Here is a 24,666-nt window from a genome sequence, read left to right on the forward strand (position 1 = left end):
ACTGTAGTAGTTGTAGACAACCAAAAATCTTTTAAAGAAACTGTAGTAGTAAAATAAGCTACAGTTCTAACACGAAGCAGTTTAGTTTTTAGTTAATTTATTCAGTTTGTGGGAACCCCGGCTAAAAGCCGGGGTTTTTTAGTTTTAATCGGTATTAAAATTTACTGCTTTGCCCTCTATCCCTTGTAAATGCTTTAAATTGCGGTGCTAATAGCATTTTTTTATCGCATGAAGTCTCAAAACCAAAGTCGCCATTCTTTGCAAATTTTCGTATTAGGGGCAGCATTTATTTTAAACGTTTGTACCACATTGGCGCAGAATCAAATGCCCAAGGTAGTTGGTGGCACCTTAGAACGATTAGAGAATTTTAAGTCAGAATACGTCACAGCAAGAAATGTAGATATCTGGTTGCCAAAAGGCTACTCAAATAAGAATAAATATGCAGTGCTTTATATGCATGATGGTCAGATGTTGTATGATGCAGATATGGCATGGAATAAACAAACTTGGAATGTAGATGATATTGCATCAGAACTATTAAAAGAGAATAAGGTAAAACCATTTATTGTGGTGGGCATTCATAATGGGGGTGCCACTAGGCACCCAGATTATTTCCCTCAAAAGCCTTATCAATCGCTAAGCATTGCAGAAAAAGATACCGTTACGGCACAATTAAAGGCGTCTACTCACGTAAAATCTGGAGACTTCACTCCTAATTCTGATAATTATTTAAAGTTTCTTGTAAAAGAATTGAAACCCTATATTGACCAAAAATTTTCGGTAAAAACTAATAGAAAAAACACCTTTATTGCCGGTAGTAGTATGGGTGGATTAATTTCTATGTATGCTATAAGTGAGTATCCTAAAGTATTTGGTGGGGCCATCTGCATGTCTACCCATTGGGTAGGGACGTTCAATTTGGATAATAATCCCATGCCAAGGGCTTTTTTATCCTATTTAAAAGAAAATCTTCCTAATCCTAGAAAGCATAAAATTTATTTTGATTGTGGCGATAAAACTTTAGATGCCCTATATCCAGAAATACAAGCCAAAGTAGATGTAGTAATGAAAGAACATGGCTATAAATCGAAAAACTGGCAAACCCGTTACTTTCCGGGAGAAAATCATAGCGAAGATGCATGGCAAAAGCGTTTTTCAATTCCATTGAAGTTTATGTTAGGAACAAACGAGAAGAATTAGTTTGGTTCAGCTTGGTGTTGTCGGTTTAGAATAATACGGTAAAATGGTTTAAATATATAAGGCATGAAGCATACCATATCCACAATAACTAAGACGGAATATAGCCAAGTGGTAAGGGTGTGGGAAGCCGCTGTTAGGGCTACCCACCATTTTCTTAAAGAGGAAGATATCGCTTATTTTAAGCCATTAATTTTAAACACCTATCTAGATGCTGTTGAGGTAAGCTGTGTTAGAAACAGTCAGAATGTAATAGTAGGTTTTTTGGGAGTTGCAGCTGATGGCATAGAAATGTTGTTTGTGCATCCAGAATATCATGGGCAAGGCATAGGTAAAGCTTTACTTACACATGCAATTACATATTTCAAGGCAACTAAAGTTGATGTAGATGAACAAAACCCCCAGGCGGTAGGTTTTTATGAAAAATTTGGATTCAAAACTGTGAAAAGGTCGCCCTTAGATGCCTCGGGAAAACCTTATCCCATATTACATATGGAATTAAAGTAAACAAAGCATGCTTTAGAGAGAAACATGAGAATTACAAAACAGCTATGCAATCATTATTGATATGAATCTTAACCAAATAACGGTCCCTTCTTTAGATTTAAACAAGTCCATTCCCTTCTACAAAGCGCTAGGATTAGAGTTAATTGTAAAAGCTCTTCCGCATTATGCCCGGTTTGTCTGTCCAGTTGGCAATGCCACATTTTCATTGCATTTAGTAACGGAAATGCCCAAAGGAGAAGGGGTGTATGTTTATTTTGAGTGTGATGATTTAGACGCTAAGGTGGCTAGTCTAATAAACAGGGGTTTCGTTTTTGATGTAGCGCCAGTAGACCAATCTTGGTTGTGGAGAGAAGCGCGACTTAAAGATGTAGATGGCAACCAAATAATTCTCTACTATGCAGGTGAAAATAGGATAAATCCGCCTTGGAAAATAACAGATAATAAAGAGTGATAGCCAATACATAAAAAAATACAGTAGTTTTTTAGAAGGCTCAGGAGGTATAGCCTAAAGCGAGTTGCGTAAAATGACATTGGTCGTATTTGGTTTTTGTTCCATTTTACCAGTCAATATCATATTGGCAGTATCTACCCCCATTTTTTTAAAGTCTGTAGAAATTACCGTTATACCACCATCCAACACTTCTTTTGTAGTGGTGTCGTTGTAGCTAATAAGTCCCACTTGGTTACCTAATTGCCATCCGTTACCACGGGCAAGCTTAATAATTTCTACCAAATCTCGGTCATAGGCATCTATAGTTATGTACAAATTGCCAGCTTCAAAAGCTACAGGGTCAACCGTATGATGTATTTCTGATTTTAATTGATAATCCTTGCAAAACTTTTTAAAACCAGCGGTGATAAAAGGAGCATGAGGCGCATTTTCATGGGTAATAAGAATATAACGCTGATACTTTTGCACTAATACTAGATTGTCCTTTAGGGCATTGTAAATATCATTCTGAAAATCCTGATAAATCATTCCGGAATTATCGGGTGTAGATGGCTCATGCTTATCAATAAGAATAACTTTTTCTTCTGGCAGTTTTTTTAAAGTTTCTTTTAGGAGCTTAGCATCGTCCAAATAGGTAGTGATAACAAAATGACTATAGTTTTTAGCATTTTGTGCTATAAGGTTTGCAAATACCTGTGGATTTTGATGATGAAAAAATAAGTCAACCTTGGCCTTACTACCCAGTTTTAGCCGCATAGAGTTGTACAAATCTTCCTTAAAGGGGGTAAACTTATCCAATAGAAGAAATATGCTATACTCTTGTTCTGCAACTACATCGGTAACAAAGTAGCCAATTTTGTCAACTGCTCTCACAATTCCTTTTTCACTCAAATAAGCAAGTGCTTTAAATACGGTTTCTCTACTAAAGCTAAACTCCTTAGATAATTTGTTTACAGAAGGCAGTTTTTGATTCATGCTCAATTTACCATCCTGTATCTGTTTGGTAATAGCCTCTGCCAGCCTAAGATATTTGGGTTTTTTAGAGTCAGATTCTAGTGTAATGTCTACCATGTAAACGTTGGGATTTCTTAGCCGTTATGGACTTCAAAAATAAGAGTAAAAGATGATAATGCTTTTTAGGACCTTTTGAAACAAAAACTAAATTGATATATCTCTTCTGTACTGAAGGATATTAAAATAAATGGTTTAATTATTGACACTTATTTGTTTTTAGTTTTGAATTGATACAAATATAGCATTTATTTGTATTAAAACCAGACTAGGCCAGACCAGATTAATTAAATAGGCTAGCCTTATACCTTAAACCATGACAACCTTAGACTACGTAGTTATTTTCGTATTTACCTTTTTGGTAGTCCTTGCCGGTATTTCCTTTGGTAAAAGTGGCAAAGACATGAAAAGCTATTTTGCCGCAGGAGGTGCTGTGCCTTGGTCTATAAGTGGACTTTCTTTGTATATGAGTTTCTTCTCTGCAGGAACCTTTGTAGTTTGGGGTTCAATTGCCTATAAAATGGGTTGGGTGGCTATAACCATACAATCCTTAATGTGTCTGGGAGGTTTTTTAGTAGCGTATTTTATAGCTCCTAAATGGCGTAAAACAAATGTTTTAACCGCTGCAGAATTTGTACGTAGAAGATTAGGAGAACGCACGCAAAAACTTTACACCATAATTATTCTAATACTTTCTCTGGCATATACGGGAGCTTTTCTTTATCCAGTAGCAAAAATCGTTTCAGTTTCTACCAATTGCCCTATTAATGCATGTATTATTGGTTTGGGCTTGCTGGTATTATTGTATACGGTAGTGGGCGGACTATGGGCAGTGATTATCACAGATGTATTACAATTTGTAATACTAACTGTAGTAGTAGCCATAGTAGTAATCCTAGCCTTAAATAATGTGGGCGGTATTAGCGGTTTTATAGCTAAAGCACCAGAAGATTTTTGGAGTTTAACTGGGGGTGAGTATAGTTGGAAGTTTATGTTGGCATTTGCCGTTTATAATACCGTATTTATTGGGGGTAATTGGGCGTATGTGCAACGTTATACTAGTGTAAAAACGCCAAAAGATGCCAAAAAAGTAGGGTTAACATTTGGTTGGTTGTATTTGGTGAGTCCTTTAGTGTGGATGCTTCCACCTATGATTTACAGAATTATAAATCCCAATTTAGAAGGTGGTTTGGGGGCAGAAGAAGCCTATATGCTTATGTGCAAAGAGGTGTTACCCATGGGGATGTTAGGCCTAATGCTTGGCGGTATGGTATTTGCCACCGCAAGTAGTGTAAATACAACCCTAAATTTGGCAGCGTCTATTATCACTAATGATGTGTTTAAACCATGGAAACCCAATGCTAGTGACAAACAATTAATGTCAGTAGCTAAAATTTCTACCTTGTTGTTTGGCTTGGGTACTATTGCAGTAGCTTTGTTGGTTCCCTCTCTAGGTGGTATTGTAAATGTAGTTTTGAGTGTCGGAGCGGTAACAGGCTGTTCCTTGTATGGTCCACCCATCTGGGCACTATTCTCTAAACGTATTACAGGCAGGGCGGTTTTGGCCATCACTTTGATAAGTTTAGCCCTAAATATACTGGTGTTACTAATTTCCCCTTTAAATAGAGCTAATGAAATGCTTTTAGGGGCTGTACTGCCGTTTCTACTACTGGGTTTGTATGAAGGATACCTTGTTCAAAAAGGTAAAAAGACAAGTCTGGAGTATAAAAAATACCAACTACTACAAGAGAAGAATACCCTTGTAACCGAATCAAATTCAGGTCAAAACGAATTTGGACTCAAAATATTAGGCAATACGCTAGCTGCGGTAGGTTTTTTAATTGTGGTTCTGGCATTTTTTGGAAATAATAGTGCTGTGTTAATAGCGTGCATGGGCGTATTAATATTGGTAGTTGCTGCACTCATACATCCTTCAGTTAAAATTATTAGCAAAGCATAATAACATGATAAAAGAACAAGCGACAGCTTTTAGAAAAACAAAACAGATAGTGCTAACAACTGAATTTGCTGTGGTAGGAGGCGGTCTTTCTGGTGTGTGTGCAGCGATAACGGCCGCACGTTCTGGAATTAAAGTGGTGCTATTACAAGATAGACCAGTGCTCGGGGGTAATGCTTCTTCAGAGGTTCGTTTATGGAGTCTGGGAGCTACCTCTCACATGGGAAATAATAATAGATGGAGCAGGGAAGGTGGTTTAATCAACGAGATTCTATTAGATAATTTAAAGCGAAATAAAGAGGGTAACCCCTTGATTTTTGATACCATTTTACTAGAAAAGGTATACAATGAGGAAAACATTACCTTAATACTAAATACAGCGGTTTATCAGGTAGATAAAACGGGAGATGCTAAAATAGCTTCCGTTACAGGGTTTTGCAGCCAAAATTCTACCACCTATACGGTTAGTGCACCCATATTCTGCGATGCTTCTGGAGATGGTATAGTGGCCTTTATGGCAGGAGCCTCTTTTAGAATGGGTGCAGAGGATAAAGAGGAGTTTGATGAAGGTTTTGCGCCAAACATAAACGATTACGGTAACCTTCTAGGGCATTCTTTATATTTCTACACAAAGAATACAGACAAGCCGGTAGCGTATACACCACCGTCTTTTGCAATTACTAATGCTAACGAGCTGCCGCGAATTAAAAACTACACCTTGGGTGACCATGGTTGTCAGTTGTGGTGGGTAGAATATGGTGGGCGATTAGATACCATACACCAATCAGAAGATATCAAATTTCAACTTTGGAAAGTGGTTTATGGAATTTGGGACTATATAAAAAATAGTGGTGAATTTCCAGAGGCTGCCAACCAAACCTTAGAATGGGTAGGTACCATTCCTGGAAAACGAGAAAGTAGAAGATTTGAGGGCGATTTTATGTTGTCCCAAAAGGATGTGGTAGCGCAAAGAGACTATGAAGATGCGGTAACTATTGGTGGTTGGGCATTAGATTTGCACCCTGCAGATGGGGTGTACTCCAAGCATAGCTCGTGTACACAATGGCATAGTAAAGGGGTTTATACCATTCCTTATCGTAGTTATTACGCCAAGGATTTAGATAACCTGTTTTTGGCGGGTAGAATCATCAGTGCTACCCATGTAGCTTTTGGTTCTTCTAGGGTTATGCTTACCTGTGCCCATGGAGGACAAGCGGTAGGTAAAGCGGTAGCTCTAAGTTTGGAAAAAAAATGCACGCCAAAAGAGATTTATACTAAGGGTTATGTTGCGGAATTACAACTAAGACTCAATAGAGATGGTCAAGGAATTCCCAGAGTTGCTATGGTAGATAAGGACGATAAAATACAAAGCGCACAACTCAAGGCATCTTCCACGCTACAATTGCAGGGATTTAGACCAAATAGTGAATGGCAACATTTGATTTTTAGCACGGCCCAATTGCTACCCTTGCAAGCCAATACTTTATATAACTTTTCCATTACGGTTGATGCCTTAGAAAAAACAGTGCTACACGTCGTTTTCAAAATTAGTGGAAGCACTAAGCATTTTACACCAGATGTAATCGTAGAAGAACAGCAAATTAGTTTAGAAAAAGGGCAGCAACGTATTCATTTTTCGAACCTTAATAAGTTGCCAGATGCTACTTATACGTATCTCTGTTTTATGAAGAATGATAAGGTACTGCTACAACTTTCTGACGATAGAATAACTGGCGTGATGACGGTTCAAAATAAAATAAACAAAGCAGTATCTAATTACGGTAGGCAAGACCCGCCAGCTGGGATAGCAATAGATAGCTTTGAGTTTTGGACGCCAGAACGGAGGCCAAAGGGTAAGAATTTAGGGCTTTCTTGGGATAATCCTTTAAATGTTTATGCGGTTCATAATTTAAAAGATGGTCTTACTAGACCAGAGCCAACAGGGGAAACTCATGCTTGGGTAGCTTCTTGGGAAGATGAGCAGCCGCAAGTAACTATTAGTTGGCCATCACCAGAGAAGATTCATGAACTTCGCTTGTTTTTTGATTGCGATTATGACCACGCGTTAGAGTCTGTTTTAATGGGGCATCCAGAAAGTGAAATTCCCTTTGTAGTTAGTGATTATACCATCTTAGATGGTAATGGCAACTTGCTTAAAAAGGTTGTAGGGAATCATCAAGCAATGAATGCGCACGTTTGGGAAAACGGCATAACTACGGATACGCTTGTGATAAAATTTAAACAATGTAATGCTACTATTCCTGTGTCTTTGTTTAAGATTTGGGCTATTTAAATTAATGGGTATGCAGAAAAAGTGTGTATTAGGTGTGTTGACTAATAAAGGCAAGGTACTGCTAATTTTTAGTTGCTTGGTATTCGCATTTTCGGCATGTAAAAAGATAAAAGAAAATACAAAGGAAACAGCTAAGCCTAACATTGTTTGGATACTCTTAGAAGACTGGAGCCCAGATTTATCTTGTTATGGAACCAAAGGAATCCATACCCCTTTTACAGACCAATTAGCCGCAGAGGGCGTGCGGTATACTAATGCATTTTGTACAGCACCAGTGTGTTCTACATCGCGCTCGGCAATGATAACGGGTTACCACCAAAATTATATTGGCGCGCAAATGCATCGTACGGCTAAAGAAGATAAAAAACCGTTACCACAAGGCATTTTTCCCATTCCTGTGTTGTTGCAGAAGGCGGGCTACCATACAGCCTTGATGAAATCAAACAAAACCGATACTAATTTTAGAGATGCCTTGGGTTTTCAGTCTGATGATTGGGACAACCGTAAGGATAATCAGCCATTTTTTGCGCAAATCACGCTTACCGGAACGCATAGAAGGTGGCGTAGAGATACTGATAATCCAATACCGATAGATTCAGTAGAACTTCCTCCCTATTACGTAGACTCGCCATTTGCAAGACGCGATTGGGCAAATGGTTTGGAGCAAATGCAGTTATGTGATAAGGAAGTCGGAGAGATATTGCAACGATTACAGGATGAAAACCTAACAGAAAATACATTAGTAATTTTAATCGGGGATAATGGCAGATGTCACATACGTGGCAAGCAGTTTTTGTACGACCCCGGTATTCAAGTGCCACTTATCATGAGGTGGCCTGCGAAAATTAAGAAGGGTTCTGTAAAAAAAGAATTAGTACAAACGCTAGATATTACCGCCACTATTTTAGATGTGGCCGGTATAAAACCCGCTAGGCCGCTACATGGCACTTCGCTTTTAGACCAGAACAGAAAGGAAAGGTCTTACATCTACGCTGCAAGAGACAGAATGGGTAAAACACATGATGCTATGCGCACCATTCGCTCTAAAAAATATAAACTAATACACAATTTAATGCCAGAAAGGGCTTGGTTGCAGTATAGCGGTTATAAGGAAGATAACTACCCCATATTAGCAGAAATGAGCGTATTGTATTTAGAAGGAAAGTTAAATGCAGACCAAGCAAAGTTCTTTGCGCCAACCAAGCCAGAATATGAGTTGTACGATATTCAAAAAGACCCATACGAACTGCAAAATCTTGCAGATGATAAAGGATATGCGGATATAAAAACGCAATTGCTAACCGATTTAGAGTTATGGCGAAAGGAAATTAAGGATGAAGGAGTTACAGAAGAATTTAGAAACGGTGGATTATCGGCAAACTATCCTACAAGAACTTTAGAGGAGTGGAGAGCGCGTTATAATGCATGGAAATCCTATGTAAATAGAGCTCCAGATGACCCTGGAACACACCCTTTTTCTACCACAGAACAATAAACTAACAATGACGACCAAAAAACAGACTGCAAAAAATATCATCTTGTTTTTATACTTGTTTTGGATAGGTTTACCCACAACCCTAAAAGCACAAGAAGAAGACCAGATTTCTTTAGATGGCGATTGGAAGTTTTACGCCATTTATGGCGAAGGTTCTAATTACCTAAATATAAGAGAAACGGAAAAAGACATCGTTTTAGATAATACCAATGGCAATGTAGAAGTTTTTGGGAATTGGATAACAAAAACCAAAGGAGAACGAGCATCTACTTTTTACGGTGAAAATTATTTGCAGCATAATTATACCTTAACCGAAATAAATGGGGGTAGTAAGAAGGATGGCAGTTATGTAAGGTACCGCCCTAAATTCAAGAAATCTGGATATTATGAAGTCTTTACGCAATTTCCATTTTCATCGCATTTAACCACCCAGTATAGTATTAAGCATGCAAAAGGGGTAACTACTAAATATATAAGTCAGCGTACATATTGTGGAGAGTGGGTGAGTCTAGGTATTTATAATTTTAACAGTACTGAGGATAATTATGTGGAACTTTCCGCTATCGTAAGTGGCGCTGTGGCGGCAGATGCTATTTTGTTTAGAAAAATACCTAAAGAAAAATACCTAAAGGCAAAACAAGAACCTTCTTTGGTTTACAAAACCATGTATGACGATTCCGACTGGGTTAAGGTAAAAGTACCAGGACATTGGGGAACTAATAATGCATATTCTAATTACACGGGAAAGGGTTGGTATCGCCGCTCAATAGCATTACCAAAAGAATGGCGGCAAAAAAAAGAAGACCGGTACTATTTAAAGTTTGAAGGGGTGTACCATCTGTCCAAAATATACCTAAATGGCCGATATGTTGGGATGAATAGAGGCGGATTCACTCCATTTGAATTTGATGTAACCCCATATTTAAATTTTAATGGCGAAAATACCCTTGCAGTAGAAGCAGATAATACCGCTGTAGTGGGCGCAACTTGGAATTGGGGTGGCATTATTAGACCTGTAACACTCACAAGAAAAAATAGTATTAGGATTGTTTCTCAATACTTACACGCAGAACCAAATCTAGAAACTGGAGACGCTGCAGTAAACATTAAGGTAAAATTGCAGAATACCTCCAAAGATTCTCGGAGCATCACACTAAAAACAAAATTGTTTAAAAAAGGGGAAATTGCAGAGATGGTACGTACGGTTACGTTAAGAGCCAATAGTACGGAAACGGTAGCGATGCAAACTTTGTTGCCAAAGAATAAGGTGGAGTTGTGGCATTTTGACCATCCTGTTCTGTATGATTTTAAGACCGAAATAGCAGAGGATTCTAAAGTGATAGATGCTAAGGAAGACTATTTTGGTATTCGTAAAGTAGAATTAACAGCATCTAGCATGTTGTTTAATGGAGAGCCAGTTAGGTTAGCAGGTTTTAATAGAGTGAGTGAGAGTCGATTTTGGGGCTCTTCTGAACCTAAATTGGTATTGCTAAAAGACGTGCATTTAATGAAAGAAGCTGGCGCTAATTTTATGCGTATTATGCACGGAACGCAAAATGAAAACCTCCTTAAAATATGTGATAGTCTTGGTATTTTATTATTTGAAGAAATTAATGTGCGGGATTTAGATAACGATGAATTTAGGGCACAGTATTATCCTTTAGAAAAATTTAAAAAAGCAACAGGAATAGACATAAACCCTGAAGAGGAAGAAATTTTGCATCTAGACCAAGCCTACATCAAAATTAGACCTGCGCACAATTTTGAGGTAAAAGAAGAGAATTACTTTTTGGCAAAATATTGGTTAAAGGGTATGATAGAACGAGATGCCAATAGGCCTAGTGTTATTGGCTGGAGTGTGGGTAATGAGCTCAATAATCATTTTGATTATGGTAAAGCGGCTATAGCTTACGTAAAAGAAAATTTAGACCCATACCGTTTGGTGACTTGTGTTAGCAATTCTGGCCAAAAACCAGAATACACTCCAGAAACGGACCCTAATACATTTGTGGACCTAATTATGCATAACATGTATCGTTGGCAAGGAGAACCACAGGAGATTTTAGATGCTTTAAGAAGAAAATGGCCTAATAAACCCATATTCATTTCAGAGTATGGTTTTGACCCATTTTCTACAACGGCTATTGATGGCGATAAGGCTGTGTTTTCTAAGTGGATGAATCACTTTAGACATCAAAACGAATTTGTGATTGGCACTAGTATGTGGACGTTTAACGACTACCGTAGCGGATACGCTGGCACTACTGCAGAAGAAAATAGAGTCTGGGGAATTGTCACTACATGGCGTGATAAAAGAAAACTTTTTCAGCGCATACAACAAGAGCATGCTCCAGTACATGAAATTCAGGTTACATCAATAGATTTTAAAAAACGGTTGGCACAGCTACGCATCCCTATAAAATCTAGAAGCGATTATCCTAGCTATAGTCTAAAGGGGTATCAGTTAGCTTATGATTTTGTAGACCAGAAAGGACAAACAGTTTACAAGAATAGCGAACAATTACCTATCCTACACCCAGAAGATAGTTTATGGGTAGGAGAAATTTCTTGGGGTCAACTTCCAAAATCGGTCTTAGCCCTTAACCTGCGTTTGGTGGCACCAACAAAACATACCAGGTGGGCAACTACCGTTTCATTTAACAAAGCCATTACCCCAAAAATTAAAGAAGTTTTGGCTGGGGATACCAATGTTAGAGTTGTGTGGGACAAGGTGCCTAATGCTACCGCTTACTTTGTACGCTATGGTGCTACTGCAAAATCTAAAAAGATTACTGCAAGAACAATTGCTGATTTTATAGATATAGAAGGTTTAGCACCAGAAACTAATTATGGTTTTGAGCTGTATGCACTAAACGATAAAGCGGAAAGTAACGCGTCTGATGAGGTATTTGTTACCACTACTAATAAACCCTTGCCACCCGTAATCTGGGATGCTTTTATCACGGATGATAAATTGGTAATAGGCTATTCTAGTGATTTTGAAGATGGTGATTATACCGTTTTTTATGGCGACTCCCCTACAGCATTAGAGCATCAATTTGTTACTAATGTTAGAGGTATGCTTTCTATTGATGTATTGGATAAAGAGGTACAGTATTTTCAATTACAACGAGAGATTGAGGGAGTAAAAAGTATAAGGTCTCAGGTGGTGAAAGCTACAAAACAGGATGAGCATTAAAATATCAACCTAAAAAATTATAAAATGATTGCTTTTTATCGTGTAATACTAGGATTCTTAGGTTTGTTTGCCTTTTGTGCTTGCAAACAGGCTTCTGTTCCTAAGCAAATAGCACTGAATGGAACATGGGAGTTTAGTATAAAAAAAGACCTATCAGAAGATAGTATCATTGCTGACCCATCCCAAATAGCTTGGGATACCCTTGCAGTGCCTGCTAATTGGGATACCAGAGAACGATACAGTGCCTATAGGGGAAAGGCTTATTACCACAGAAAAATAAAAATACCGAGAACAGTACAAGGCAAGCAGTTGCTACTTCAGTTTGATGCGGTTTACCAGACCGCTGAGGTTTGGTGCAACGGAAAAAAACTGGGAAAACACGTGGGGGGTTACACACCATTTGAGTTTAATATTACAGACCTAGTACAGTACGGAGAGGAAAATATAATCATTTTAAGTGCGGATAATAGCTATCACAGAGGCGCTTGGTGGCCATGGGGAGGTATTAGTCGTGATGTACGTATTGCAATTTATGATGCTGTTAGATTAAAATACCAACATATTACAACGGTGCCAAATTTCGCTAAAGGAACAATCAATTTTGCCGTAAAATATGCTTTAGATAATTATACTTTTAGTGAAAAAAATATCCTCTTACAAAGTGCTATCACCAATTCTGAAGGGGATACGATATGGAAAAAAAACACGGAGGTGGCATTGTCCAAAAAAGGTAGCGTAGAAAAAGAAATAGTTTTTAAGGAAGCATTAAAAAAATACGATTTATGGCATGTTAATCACCCATACTTATATCAAATAACAACTTCTATTTTGCAAGAAGATAAGAGGGTCGGCGAGTTAACAGACCATTTTGGAATAAGAAAAATAGAAGTAAAAGGAGAACAGTTATTTTTAAACAATGAGCCTTTGTACGCAGACGGATTTAATCGGGTACACGACCACCCCAACTATGGGAATACTGAACCAGAAGCACAAGTGAATGCAGACATGGAAGACATCAAAGCCTTAGGAGGTAAATTTTCTAGGTTGATGCACGCACCATTAGCCAAGTCTGTATTGGAGTTTTGCGATAAAAACGGGTATTTGTTGCTGCAAGAAATTCCAGTATGGGGAACGGATGACCCACAATCGTTTCCTGATAATCCCCAAACTAAAAAATGGCTTTCAGAAATGATTACTAGAGATTACAATCATCCAAGTGTTGTGGGTTGGAGTGTTGGTAATGAGCTAAGAGATTCTGTTAACGATTGGGCAAACATTACCCTTACAAAAGCACAATTTGGATACATAAACAGCATGCTAGACTATATTGTCCAATTAGATACTACACGGTTAAAAACCTATGTAAGTCTTACTTCTTATAAAGAACATGCTTCTTTGGAAAACGAGCCTTACCAAAAATTAGACTTAATGTGCTTAAACAGTTACGGCGATGCTGTGGAAGCGGTAAAGCGTACGCATCAAAAGTTTCCTGGGAAACCCATTTTTGTATCAGAAATTGGATTAAAACAAATAGGACCTGCACCAGAAGCCACTTTAGATAGCGCTTTAATAATGCAGTTGCAAGAACTAAAGGAATTGCCCTATGTTGTTGGTTCGGCACTGTGGAGTTACAATGATTACCGTAGCGATTACAAAGGTACACCCACCTCCGGATTTAGAGAATGGGGAGTGGTGAGTGAAAAGCGAGAAAAGAAAAAAGCCTACAAGCAAATACAAAACATATACACAGCCAATAAGTAGACCAAAAACAATTTTAAAATGAAAAACTTAATTAACGTACTAAGCATTGTTTTTTTAATATTTTTTGGAGCTTGTAGAGAAACGGAAAAAGAGGATGTTAAAGCGAACGAAAAAGTCTCCGTGGACTATAAAATATCTTTTGGTAAGGTAGCCAAGACAGCTATTTTTCGGAATGATAGCCTTAGTATTTGGGGAGGTTCTTTGGTAAAAGGAGATGATAATAGATATCATATGCTTTACGCTCGTTGGCCAAAAAAAATAGGGTGGGAGTGGGTTACATATTCAGAAATTGCCCATGCTGTAGCTCCCACGCCATACGGCCCTTTTAAACACAAAAGCGTGGTTTTACCAGATAGAGGTAAGGAATATTGGGACGGTTCTTGTACCCACAACCCTACGGTACATAAGTTTAACGGTAAATATTACCTGTATTATATGGGGAATACAGGCGATAAAAAAATTGTGAGTGAACCAGGAAAACCTGCTTTGAACTGGGAACATCGCAATAAGCAACGAATAGGGGTAGCAGTTGCCGATTCTCCTGAAGGTCCTTGGCTAAGAATGGATGAACCCGTTTTAGACGTGGGCAATAAAGAAACAGACCACGATGCGTTAATGACGAGCAACCCTTCTGTATGCCAAATGCCAGATGGTAAAATTTTAATGGTATATAAGGCGGTAGGAAAGCAGTTTGATTTGCCTGCTGGTGGTCCAGTAGTCCACATGGTGGCTATTGGGGATAGCCCTACAGGTCCTTTTAAAAAATATCCAGACCCTGTTTTTACCTTTGAGGGCGAACGATTTCCTGCTGAGGATCCCTATATCTGGTACCAAGATGGCAGGTATAGAGCTATCGTAAAACGTATGAAACACGTAAATGGGGAACGTTTATTTTCTTTAGTTCATTATGATTCTAAAGATGGTATACACTGGGATAAAGCCACATTTTTCAATATTTCTGAACGGAAAATTACTTGGGAAGACGGTAGAGAGCAACAATTTGTCCATTTAGAACGCCCACAGGTGTTTGTAGAAGATGGTAGGCCTGTAGCGTTATTATGTGCCGCAGACACGCTAAATGCAGCAGGTGCGCGAGAATCCTTCAATCTTCAAATACCATTACACATAGAAAAAATTATAGGCAAATAAGGTACAAAACCCCTAAGTAGCCTTGTAACTATTTTACACGCATGAAAATGAAACAAATACTAAAAAAACCAGTTCTGCAAGTTGTTTTTGCAAGTCTTTTGTGGACAAGTTGCGACAATCAAAATCAGACAAAAAAAACAGCTAAGGAAGATGTTTTAAAGGCAGAACATCAAGTGTTTCCGCATAAGATGCCAGAACAGAAACCTAATTTTCCGTTGAGTGCTTCTGCAGAGCGAATGTTCAATTATCCTACACCTCGCGTGCAAGATAACGAGTTGTATTCCCTTTTTAAATACACAAAACTAGATGGTTTTGATTATAACGGTGGTGATGGAACCATTTCTAGAAGGGACCCATCTAGACCAATATTAGTAGATGGTACCTACTATGTGTACTATACCAAGCGCCATACAAAAACACCACCCATAGGGTGGAGCAGAGCAAAAGAAGCTACAGATGAAATTCCATCTACCGATTGGGACTTAGCAGAAATCTGGTATGCAACAAGTAAAGATGGCGTACACTGGCAAGAACAAGGCGTAGCCATAAAAAGACCAGAAAAAGCATCGCCCGGTTGGCGCTCTGTGGCCACACCAGATATCTTAATCTGGAAAGGGAAATACTACTTGTATTACCAAGCGTTTAATGAGCCGAGTGGATTAAGGGGAGATTGGTGCCCAGTATCGGTATCTTATGCAGATTCACCCTCAGGTCCTTGGATTCACGGCGGGGACGCTGTTATTCCGTTTGGTAAAAAGGGAGAATGGGACCAAGATGCTACCCATGATCCGCAGCCCTTAGTTTTTAACGGTAAAATATATTTGTACTACAAAGCTGCCTATAATAAATGGCCAGATATTAGGGATAAATATGCGGTTGGTCATGGTTTGGCCATTGCAGAGAATCCGTTGGGACCATTTACCAAACATCCGCTAAATCCAGTTATGACCTCTGGGCATGAAACTACTTATTTTCCATTTAAGGAAGGTATAGCAAATATTACCATAAAAGATGGCAATGAGCGCGAAACCATACAGTTTGCAAAGGATGGCGTAAATTTTGAAATTGCTTCGGTAATTTCCTTACCTCCCATAGCAGCAGGTCCGTTTGCAGCAGATATGTTTTCAGATAATGGCAATGGACGTGGTTTTACCTGGGGATTGTCTCATTTTATCAATGCAGGGCAGCCTAAAAAACAATATTCTATTATTGCTAGGTTTGATTGTGACTTAAGTCTGGACCACTCCATACCAGAGTATAAAAAAACAGGGGTTTGGCATAAACCAGAAGTTTATTTTGCACAAGCACCAAGCAAAGGTGCGCACCCAGAAGGACGATAGATTTATTATTTAAGTAACACATTAGGCTTTTTATACAATACCGTTGCGTAATTTGGAGTTATACAATTAAATCTTAACCAAATTACTTAATAAACTATGGATATTTTCAATGGTAATAGAAAACTAGAAGAGTTAACTTTATTTGGAGTTGACTGGGGTGTTTATCTAAGACACAACTCTGATGCTCCAATAGCTCCATTTATGTATTTAAAGAACGGCGACACTCAGTATGTACGGGTTTTGATGACTGATGGTAATCCAATGGAGTATGCAAAGAAAGTTTTGGAAAGTGAGGAAAAACCTTATCAACAAATAGTAATTGGTTTTGAAGGAATTCTTAGAAATGAGCAAGGTGAAGGTACTGATGCCATCATAGTACATGGATTTGATGTTACACAACCTAAGGGAGTTTCTTTAGGACAACGATTTCTCCCAATGGAGAAAGGTACGTTCAAAAAATTGGATAAAATTGTATACTTAGGAAGTCCTGATATTCCCATTGCTGTACAGCCTACAGAAAATCCAGACTATAGTGTGGAAGAGATAGGATTTAATGCCGTAAGATTCGGCAGTGAAGAAAGTGGTTTAGAAAAATATTTGGGGGTGTTTACTCACAATTCACCATCTGTAATAGCAAATACAATTAAAAGATTTTTACGTGCAAAATTCAATGATGAAAATTCTTCCAATTTGGATGGTGAGTTCAAATTGCAGATTACAGATAATTGTGTAAATAATGAAGACCTCTTAAGTTTTTTAGTAAAGAATGCTATTGAGGAAGAATTAAACGATGTAGGAGTAGAACAATGGAGAAAAAAAACAGGCAGAGATATATTTATAACAGCTACTTATAACAATAAGTGCATCTTTGAAAAGAAAAAAGAAGGAGAGAATATACAAGGAGATAGTTCTTTAGATTCTAATACTTTAGAAGAATTGGATGCAAAGTTTTTTAGCATAGTACAAATGCCAAATGCTAGAACTAATATAGAGGCTTTGACCAAAATGTCAGAATTATTAAAGCAGTATAAAAAAAGAGGAGTAGAAACACCAGATAAGCGCGGGGTTAATAGTAATAACAATTCTTCTAATGCGAAAAAATGGTGGCAATTTTGGAAATAATATTTAAAACCAATAAAAAAATCCCGCAATGGCGGGATTTTTCAGTTTAGGTCAATCAATCAAAATCAATACTTAAGACTGTTTAAAAATTCATTTACTTTTTCTTTGCTTTCGCCAGTTTTCTTTTGAATACGGCCTAGAAGCTCATCTTCTTTACCTTCTTGATAATCCAAGTCATCATCTGTTAACTCTCCCCATTCTTGCTTTAATTTTCCTTTTGCAATGTTCCAATTTCCTTTTGCTTTATCTTTCCAAGGTGCTGACATATCTGTATGTTTTAGTTTAAAAATTATATGCTAAAAGTAAAGTGATAACAGGGACAAGTTTAATGCATATCAATTTGTTTTTAGTGCTAAAGCATCGGCAGTGTTTTTAGCTTGGTACCGCAACTTTTTATAGTTTTAGGTATCTATCTATTAAACGTAGCCACCAATGAAATCTACTATTTTTTCTATTATATGTTGCATGCTGGTACTCTCTTGCTCTAAAAGTGATGATGAAGACCAAGACACCACCAAATCCTATAGTTATACAGAAAATGCAAGGCTACAAATACCAGATGCTGAAACTGATTTTTTTGTAGTTACCGTTGGCCAAGGTTCTAACTTGATGTTTACGTATGAACTTGTTAAAAAAGCAGACCCAAACCTTGCAGACTCTGGTTATTCAGAATCCATTCTGTTTGAACTTGATGCAGCTTTAAATGAATTTTCCTATTCAGATGAAGATTTGCAACAACTTAACATGTATTACCGGCAAATTTGCTTTTGTGTAAATACAGAAAGTATTGCAATTACCTCTGGTACTATTCAAGGGCAACGGGTGAATCAAGACACTTGGGAAATTCAACTTAATGTAGAAATAGATTTTGGATATGACAGCGGTTCCGTGTATAAAGAAGTGGAAGGTAGGTTTAGTTTAGAAAAGTAAAAAAATAGAGATTTCTATTATTCTTATTCCTAATTTTTATATGGGGAACATCGTCTAAACCTATTAGTAGTGTGGCAAAGAATTACACAATTTAGTCACCCATTTTTCCTGGTTCCTGTTATAAATTTGCCTAAAATAGAAAGTCTTTCTAAGACTTTAATTAACATGTTAAACCAAAGTAATTGACAGTAACTTCCGCTAATCACGCAAACAAATTGGTATATTTTGAGCCTACGGTAAATACCTTACCGCAGGCATTGGAATATCCTCATTTTTATACGCCCATCAACCTAGCGCAACAAGCTGCAGAGCATTTACAGGAAAAGCTCAAGAATCAACTTCCTTTTTTAACAAAGGAGGCCAAAGGACGTATGCTGGGTGTGCTTGTGGTAAAGGACGAAGACGGCAAATTGGGTTATATAGCCGCATATTCCGGAGAATTGCAGCCTGCCTTGGAGAGATTACCCTTTGTTCCCCCAGTACATCAATTACCAAAAGGTGAAGATTTTCCAGAAATGGCTAGCATCAATGCCATTAGTGCAGCGTTGAAAACTTTGTTGGATAGTGCTGAATATGCAAACGCGCAAGAACAGTTACAAAAGGTTACAGCAGAAGTTGCTTTAGCAATTAAAACTGCCAAGCTAGCAGCCAAACAAGCAAAAAAAGACCGTGATAAAAAACGCAAGGCAGCAGCTTTATTACCAGACAGCGAACAAAGTGTCTTGTTAGAAGAATTGAATAGGCAAGGAGCAATTGCAGGGATGGATTTAAGACGTTTTACCCGTTCGCAAAATCAGCGATTGGAAAAAGCAAAACAGGAAGCCCAATATTTTGATAAGAAAGTGAAGCAATTAAAAGCCTTAAGAAAAGCCAAATCTGCCGCTTTGCAAGACGCAATATTTGCTGAGTTTGTGTTTACAAATGCATTGGGAGAAACAAAGGATGTAAAATCAGTCTTCTTAGACGTTGGGGTTGAGGTACCGCCAGCTGGAGCGGGAGAATGTGCAGCTCCAAAATTGTTTCAGTACGCCTTTAAAAACAATTTAAAACCATTAGCCTTGGCGGAGTTTTGGTGGGGAGCATCTCCCAATTCAGAAATACGGGTGCATGGCAATTATTATCCTGCATGCAAAGGCAAATGCAAGCCAATCTTGGCTCACATGCTCAAAGGAACACCAGTAAAACCAAATCCTTTGTTGACAAATTTTGGGGCAGACAAAACGCTAGAAATACTATTTGAAGATGAAAACTTGGTTGTGGTAAACAAGCCCTCTGGAATGTTGTCTGTGCCTGGAAAACACATTAAGGACTCCGTAAAATCAAGAATACAGGACCGTTATCCTAAGGCAACTGGGCCTTTAATTGTACATAGGTTAGATCAAGACACTTCTGGAGTTATGGTAGTGGCATTGACCAAAGAGGCTCACAAAGCGCTACAGCTGCAATTTTTAGAACGAACCATACGCAAAACATACATGGCGTTGTTAGAAAAGGCAATATTAGCTACGGAAGGTAAAATAGAATTACCCTTAATTTTAGACATTAATAATAGGCCAATGCAAAAGGTAAGTTATGAGCATGGCAAACCTGCATTAACTTATTTCAAAGTGGTCCAAAAAACAAGTAGCAAAACGCTTATCAAATTACATCCTATCACAGGGCGTTCACATCAATTACGGGTGCACTGTGCACACAAGCTAGGTTTACAAGCACCAATTTTAGGAGATAATTTGTATGGTACACCCGCGTCAAGACTTTGCTTACATGCACAGGAAATAACATTTAAGCACCCCACGACTCAAAAAGAAATGGTTATTAGTACGGAAGTGCCATTTGCTATTAATCCTTAAGCAAACAGGACTATACGTGCCTTTTTTCTACCAAGATTTTAATTTCTTTTTTTGCTTGTTTTAGAATAGCCTCTAGCTGGTTTCTGTTCTGATCTACACCAATGGCAGAAATCTGTTTTTAAAACATACCTATAAAAAAATACATTGCTTTGCTTTCAGTATCATAAAAAGAATCGGTGTAGTTTTGCCAGATTAGAATGCAAAGGGTGGTGAAGCTGTTCTAAAAAGTCTTTATACTTAAAATTAAATTTATATGATACCCTTTACCGACCTTCTTTTGTTTGGTGGCAGCCTTAATTATGGTGTTGTCTCCAGGGCCTAATATGATTTACTTGATATCAAGGTCATTAGCTCAAGGTAAGAATGCTGGAATTATTTCGTTGTTTGGTGTTATGTGTGGCTTTTTATTCCATATACTTATGGTTTCTTTTGGGTTAACGGCCATATTTTTTGCAATTCCGTACGCTTTTGTGGTAGTTAAATTTTTTGGAGTAGCGTATTTGTTATACTTGGCCTACAATGCTGTTAAATCTGATACTAGAATATTTGATGCAGATAAAAGTTTAAAGGCAGATAAGCGCTTTAAATTGTTTAATATTGGGCTTATGACCAATGTCTTAAATTCTAAAATGGCCGTATTTTACTTGTCTTTCTTTCCGCAATTTATAAAACCAGAAAATGGTTCAATTCTAAGCCAAAGTTTTCAATTGGGCGTATTACAAATTGTAATTAGTTTTACGGTAAACTTTTTAATTGTAGTCTCTGCGGCTAAGATGGCCTCCTGGTTCTCTAAAAAGCTCATATGGCTAAGAATTCAGAAATGGTTTATGGCCTCTGTTTTAAAAGGTCTTGCCGTTAAAATGGCATTGACCAAAGCAAAGTAAGACTGTTAGCTTTTTTGATAAGCTATTCGTTTAAAAAAAAACAATCTACTAATAAGATTATGAAGTACGTACGTCAAAATAAGTTTTTTACAACTTTATTTTGTAGTTTTATGTATGATAGATTTGTGTTGAGAGAAGGCTATTGTTTGGTTGTATAGTATTTTTTGAAACATCCTTCATGAAGGTAATGACAGCCATGATGCTGATTTTTATTTACTCTTTCACCGTCTAATTAGAAGATGATTTGATTATTCGTTCACAATATCTCAAAAAAGTGGATAATACGATATGGTAAATAAGGGTTAATATGTTGACTATAGAAGATAATAAAAATGTTATCGGTGACTTTATCATTCCTACATTGGTGATTGCAATGTTGTCTAAACCGTTGATTTGCAATTACTATGAATATGACGTTTTTCTCACTTCTATTGGTGTAGACAGCAACTTTTTGGTAACGATTGACAAAAAATGTTCTAATGCTGATATAAAACATTTACCAAAACAATATAAAGACAGATTCTCTAGGTCTCCTTGATTTGATAATTCTGATAAAATTTTCAAAATAGTATATGGATTAAAACAAATTGTAACAACGAAAATAGAAGAGGTTATACCATTTTTTGCTATGGATTGATAGAACTCACTATATGGAAAGTTATATTTAACACAGGTTATAATGAGGGTTTTACCATCAAAGAGACAAAACATGATATTGAAAATTATGAATTTGAAAATTGTTCGATGGATTAAAGATTTACACCTATTTGAGATTCTAGCGATTTCGATTTGCGGACTCTTAGTTATAGGAATTTTTATTAATATTTACGTTGAGCAATTCCGATTCAATCTAACTGATTGGCAGATTTATGCAAAAGGCAAAAGAATCTCCCTTTATATGATTTGTTGTTCACCAGTACTTTCATTTTTCAATGCTTTATTTTTATATCTAAGAAAAAAAGGTAGCAGACAGAGAAATATAATTTGGGGATTGATAAGTATGCTTCCAATATTTTATTTTCTATTGTTATTTATAATCGGATTTTTGTTTTCTTAGTAAAAAACGTTTTACAACAACGGCTAACCATTGCCCAACTCCTTTTGAATAGCTTGGCAATTTTAAGGTTTTCGGCTTTTATCGTTTTTTTGTTATGAATACTGACGCTTAATTTTAGATTCTTAATCAAGGCTAAAATTAGCGCAAAGGGCTACTTTAGAGATATACTCTGTTAGCTGAGTGTCTCAGCATTGCTTAAAGCTCTTTTTGATGTAAAATTCAGGCATTTCATAAGCTATTTTCTATGCAAGATCTCGTGTTTTTATCCATAATAAGAATGTAGTTTACATCGCGTTACAAAGTCGCTATGGGAGTGTAACAATATCAAATCGGTATTTATAGATTTGTTATCTTAGCGGTATGAATCTAATTGAGGTCAACAAAGCACTATCTAATCACGTAAGAGTAAATATCTTAAATTGGCTCAAGAACCCAGCGGATAATTTTCCGCCGCATAAAGAACTGGGTCACTTTGATTATGGGGTTTGCCTAGTGTTCATAAAAGAAAAAGCGAATTTATCCCAATCAACCATATCTCAATACATGTCTCAACTACAGAAGGTTGGTCTGGTATCGGCAACCAGAATTGGTAAATGGACTTATTTTAAAAGAAATGAGGAGAACATAGAAAAATACCTTAATCAACTTAGAAACGAACTTTAAATTTTACAACAAAAAATCGACAATTACCAATTTATAAATTTATAGTATGAAAAATCATTTACAGGATAGCATGTTTCAAGAAATGAAAGCGAGAGAAATATTTAACCAAGCCCAACAGTTTTCATTCGCTTATTTGGATACTATTTATGAAAGAAATGTGTATCCAACAGAACAAGCCATCGCCAATTTAACTGTGTTTGATGAGGAACTCCCTAAGAGTTCTAGTAAGGCAGAAGATGTGATTACACAATTGCATGAATATGGTAGTCCTGCAACTACAGCTACATTAGGAGGTAGGTATTTTGGTTTTGTTTGTGGTAGCGCGGTTCCTGTGGGTTTGGCAGCAAAAAACTTAGCTACTTATTGGGATCAAGCCCCAGCTATGCATGTGCTTTCTCCAATAGGCAGTAAATTAGAAAGTGTGGTAGAAAAATGGTTAAGGGATTTGTTTCAATTACCGCAACATACATCTGCAGGTTTTGTAAGCGGAACGTCTACAGCAAATTTGTGTGGGTTAGCCGCCGCCCGTTATAGAATACTTCAAAGAAATAATTGGGACATCAATAAAAAGGGGCTTAATGGTTCTCCCAAAATAAGAATTGTAACTGGTAAGCAGGCGCATTCTACGGTGTTAAAGGCGGTAGCAATTTTAGGGCTAGGGGTAGATAATATTGAGTGGGTAGATGTGGATAGGGAAGGTAGAGTTATTCCAGAACTAATACCAGAATTGGATGCTAATACCATACTTATTCTACAAGCAGGAAATGTAAATAGTGGTGCTTTTGATCCTTTTGAAGTCCTATGTGAAAAAGCAAGAAAAGCGAATAGCTGGGTGCATATAGATGGTGCTTTTGGTTTGTGGGCAGGAGCTGTAAAAGAGTTAACACATTTAACTAAAGGAATAGAGATGGCAACTTCTTGGGCAGTAGACGGCCACAAGACCTTAAATACGCCTTATGATTCTGGTATAATTCTATGTGCAGATAAAGATGCGATGACGGCCGCATTACATATGTCTGGTAGTTATCTGGTACAAAGTAAAGAAAGAGACGGTATGTTTTATACACCAGAAATGTCTCGCAGAGCCAGAATAGTTGAATTGTGGGCTGTGTTAAAATATCTAGGTAAAGAAGGAGTAGATAGTATGGTACTTACCATGCACCAGAAAGCAAAACAATTTGCTCTAGAAATAGAACAAATAGAAGGATTTTATGTGGAAAATGAAGTGGTTTTTAACCAAGTGGTAGTACGCTGTAATACGGATAAACTTACTGCGGATGTCTTAGAGCAGATACAAGCACTAAGAACATGCTGGTTGGGAGGTTCTCAATGGCATGATAAAAAAGTTATACGGGTTAGTGTATGTTCTTGGGCAACAACTACAAAAGATATTACAAAATCCGTAAAGTCATTTGAAAAAGCTTTAAAAATGATTTCTCACTAAAAAAATTAAACTGACATTTATATTGAAAAGGTAGGTTAAATAGGTAGTATAAGTTGGAAATCTACCATGTTTTATGATGAGCAAAATAACTATCACACCAAAGTTTAGGCAGCTTAAATTCTATATAATATAGTATAGATTCTTTGAATCTTGAAGAAGTACAACAACGAACTGTAACAGTAAACTACCAAGTGCAGGTAGCATTTCTTGTAGCTTCTTCCAATAATTTAGAAAAGTCTGGTGTAGATGCCATCTTTCTATGTTGCAACTCCATGCTATAAATTACAAGGAACTGGGCTATGGAACTTATATATGAGTTGGTTTATTTAGTAATTTTATAGAAGCTATACCTACAA

At 37.3% G+C, this 24,666-nt stretch carries 18 protein-coding genes; 16 read left to right on the forward strand and 2 right to left on the reverse strand.

What is annotated here, in order from left to right:
- The first annotated feature begins 258 nt into the window (after nucleotides 1–258).
- The 3 genes from HCO57_RS14275 to HCO57_RS14285 all read left to right on the forward strand — a co-directional run bounded on the left by HCO57_RS14275 (nucleotide 259) and on the right by HCO57_RS14285 (nucleotide 2,155).
- Complete coding sequence (locus tag HCO57_RS14275; RefSeq protein ID WP_245167606.1) at nucleotides 259–1,200, forward strand: alpha/beta hydrolase; 942 nt, start codon at nucleotides 259–261, stop codon at nucleotides 1,198–1,200.
- 63 nt (nucleotides 1,201–1,263) lie between these two features.
- The gene (locus tag HCO57_RS14280) at nucleotides 1,264–1,704 is read left to right on the forward strand and encodes a GNAT family N-acetyltransferase (RefSeq protein WP_167989585.1); all 441 of its coding nucleotides are present in this window, start codon (nucleotides 1,264–1,266) and stop codon (nucleotides 1,702–1,704) included.
- Nucleotides 1,705–1,765: 61 nt separating this feature from the next.
- A complete protein-coding gene (locus tag HCO57_RS14285) occupies nucleotides 1,766–2,155 on the forward strand; it encodes a VOC family protein (protein ID WP_167989586.1) in 390 nt (129 codons plus the stop codon).
- Between the two features lie 54 nt (nucleotides 2,156–2,209).
- Here the strand turns inward: HCO57_RS14285 and HCO57_RS14290 are convergent, their stop codons facing one another.
- Entirely contained in the window at nucleotides 2,210–3,226 is a 1,017-nt protein-coding gene (locus tag HCO57_RS14290) for a GntR family transcriptional regulator (RefSeq protein ID WP_167989587.1), read from the reverse strand.
- Between the two features lie 256 nt (nucleotides 3,227–3,482).
- Here HCO57_RS14290 and HCO57_RS14295 point away from each other — a divergent pair, with 256 nt between their 5' ends.
- From HCO57_RS14295 to HCO57_RS14330, 8 genes are all read left to right on the forward strand, one after another.
- Nucleotides 3,483–5,126: a sodium:solute symporter family transporter gene (locus tag HCO57_RS14295; protein WP_167989588.1), complete on the forward strand. Its 1,644-nt coding sequence runs from the start codon at nucleotides 3,483–3,485 to the stop codon at nucleotides 5,124–5,126.
- A 4-nt stretch (nucleotides 5,127–5,130) separates the two neighbouring features.
- Entirely contained in the window at nucleotides 5,131–7,416 is a 2,286-nt protein-coding gene (locus HCO57_RS14300) for an FAD-dependent oxidoreductase (RefSeq protein WP_167989589.1), read from the forward strand.
- A 10-nt stretch (nucleotides 7,417–7,426) separates the two neighbouring features.
- A complete protein-coding gene (locus tag HCO57_RS14305; protein ID WP_167989590.1) occupies nucleotides 7,427–8,911 on the forward strand; it encodes a sulfatase in 1,485 nt (494 codons plus the stop codon).
- On the forward strand, nucleotides 8,871–12,110 hold the full coding sequence (locus HCO57_RS14310) for a glycoside hydrolase family 2 TIM barrel-domain containing protein (protein ID WP_209066177.1): 3,240 nt from the start codon (nucleotides 8,871–8,873) through the stop codon (nucleotides 12,108–12,110). The genes HCO57_RS14305 and HCO57_RS14310 overlap by 41 nt, the downstream gene beginning before the upstream one ends.
- Nucleotides 12,111–12,134: 24 nt before the next feature.
- Complete coding sequence (locus HCO57_RS14315) at nucleotides 12,135–13,871, forward strand: glycoside hydrolase family 2 protein (RefSeq protein ID WP_167989592.1); 1,737 nt, start codon at nucleotides 12,135–12,137, stop codon at nucleotides 13,869–13,871.
- An 18-nt stretch (nucleotides 13,872–13,889) separates the two neighbouring features.
- Nucleotides 13,890–15,020, forward strand: a complete 1,131-nt coding sequence (locus HCO57_RS14320) for a glycoside hydrolase family protein (RefSeq protein WP_167989593.1) — start codon at nucleotides 13,890–13,892, stop codon at nucleotides 15,018–15,020.
- 47 nt (nucleotides 15,021–15,067) lie between these two features.
- A complete protein-coding gene (locus HCO57_RS14325) occupies nucleotides 15,068–16,360 on the forward strand; it encodes a glycoside hydrolase family 117 protein (RefSeq protein WP_167989594.1) in 1,293 nt (430 codons plus the stop codon).
- Between the two features lie 96 nt (nucleotides 16,361–16,456).
- On the forward strand, nucleotides 16,457–17,482 hold the full coding sequence (locus HCO57_RS14330; RefSeq protein WP_167989595.1) for a hypothetical protein: 1,026 nt from the start codon (nucleotides 16,457–16,459) through the stop codon (nucleotides 17,480–17,482).
- A gap of 65 nt (nucleotides 17,483–17,547) precedes the next feature.
- Here the strand turns inward: HCO57_RS14330 and HCO57_RS14335 are convergent, their stop codons facing one another.
- The gene (locus HCO57_RS14335) at nucleotides 17,548–17,748 is read right to left on the reverse strand and encodes a CsbD family protein (protein ID WP_167989596.1); all 201 of its coding nucleotides are present in this window, start codon (nucleotides 17,746–17,748) and stop codon (nucleotides 17,548–17,550) included.
- Between the two features lie 166 nt (nucleotides 17,749–17,914).
- Here HCO57_RS14335 and HCO57_RS14340 point away from each other — a divergent pair, with 166 nt between their 5' ends.
- From HCO57_RS14340 to HCO57_RS14360, 5 genes are all read left to right on the forward strand, one after another.
- Nucleotides 17,915–18,412, forward strand: a complete 498-nt coding sequence (locus HCO57_RS14340) for a hypothetical protein (protein ID WP_167989597.1) — start codon at nucleotides 17,915–17,917, stop codon at nucleotides 18,410–18,412.
- A gap of 182 nt (nucleotides 18,413–18,594) precedes the next feature.
- Nucleotides 18,595–20,262: an RluA family pseudouridine synthase gene (locus HCO57_RS14345; RefSeq protein WP_167989598.1), complete on the forward strand. Its 1,668-nt coding sequence runs from the start codon at nucleotides 18,595–18,597 to the stop codon at nucleotides 20,260–20,262.
- Between the two features lie 332 nt (nucleotides 20,263–20,594).
- Nucleotides 20,595–21,146 (forward strand): LysE family translocator, encoded by a 552-nt coding sequence (locus HCO57_RS14350; protein ID WP_245167607.1) that lies wholly within the window; start codon nucleotides 20,595–20,597, stop codon nucleotides 21,144–21,146.
- Nucleotides 21,147–22,563: 1,417 nt separating this feature from the next.
- Nucleotides 22,564–22,866: an ArsR/SmtB family transcription factor gene (locus HCO57_RS14355; protein WP_136952032.1), complete on the forward strand. Its 303-nt coding sequence runs from the start codon at nucleotides 22,564–22,566 to the stop codon at nucleotides 22,864–22,866.
- Nucleotides 22,867–22,912: 46 nt separating this feature from the next.
- A complete protein-coding gene (locus HCO57_RS14360; RefSeq protein ID WP_167989599.1) occupies nucleotides 22,913–24,310 on the forward strand; it encodes a pyridoxal phosphate-dependent decarboxylase family protein in 1,398 nt (465 codons plus the stop codon).
- Nucleotides 24,311–24,666: the final 356 nt, after the last annotated feature.

Origin of the sequence: Croceivirga sp. JEA036 (genome assembly GCF_011882165.1) — a bacterium.
Taxonomy (GTDB): Bacteria; Bacteroidota; Bacteroidia; order Flavobacteriales; family Flavobacteriaceae; genus Croceivirga.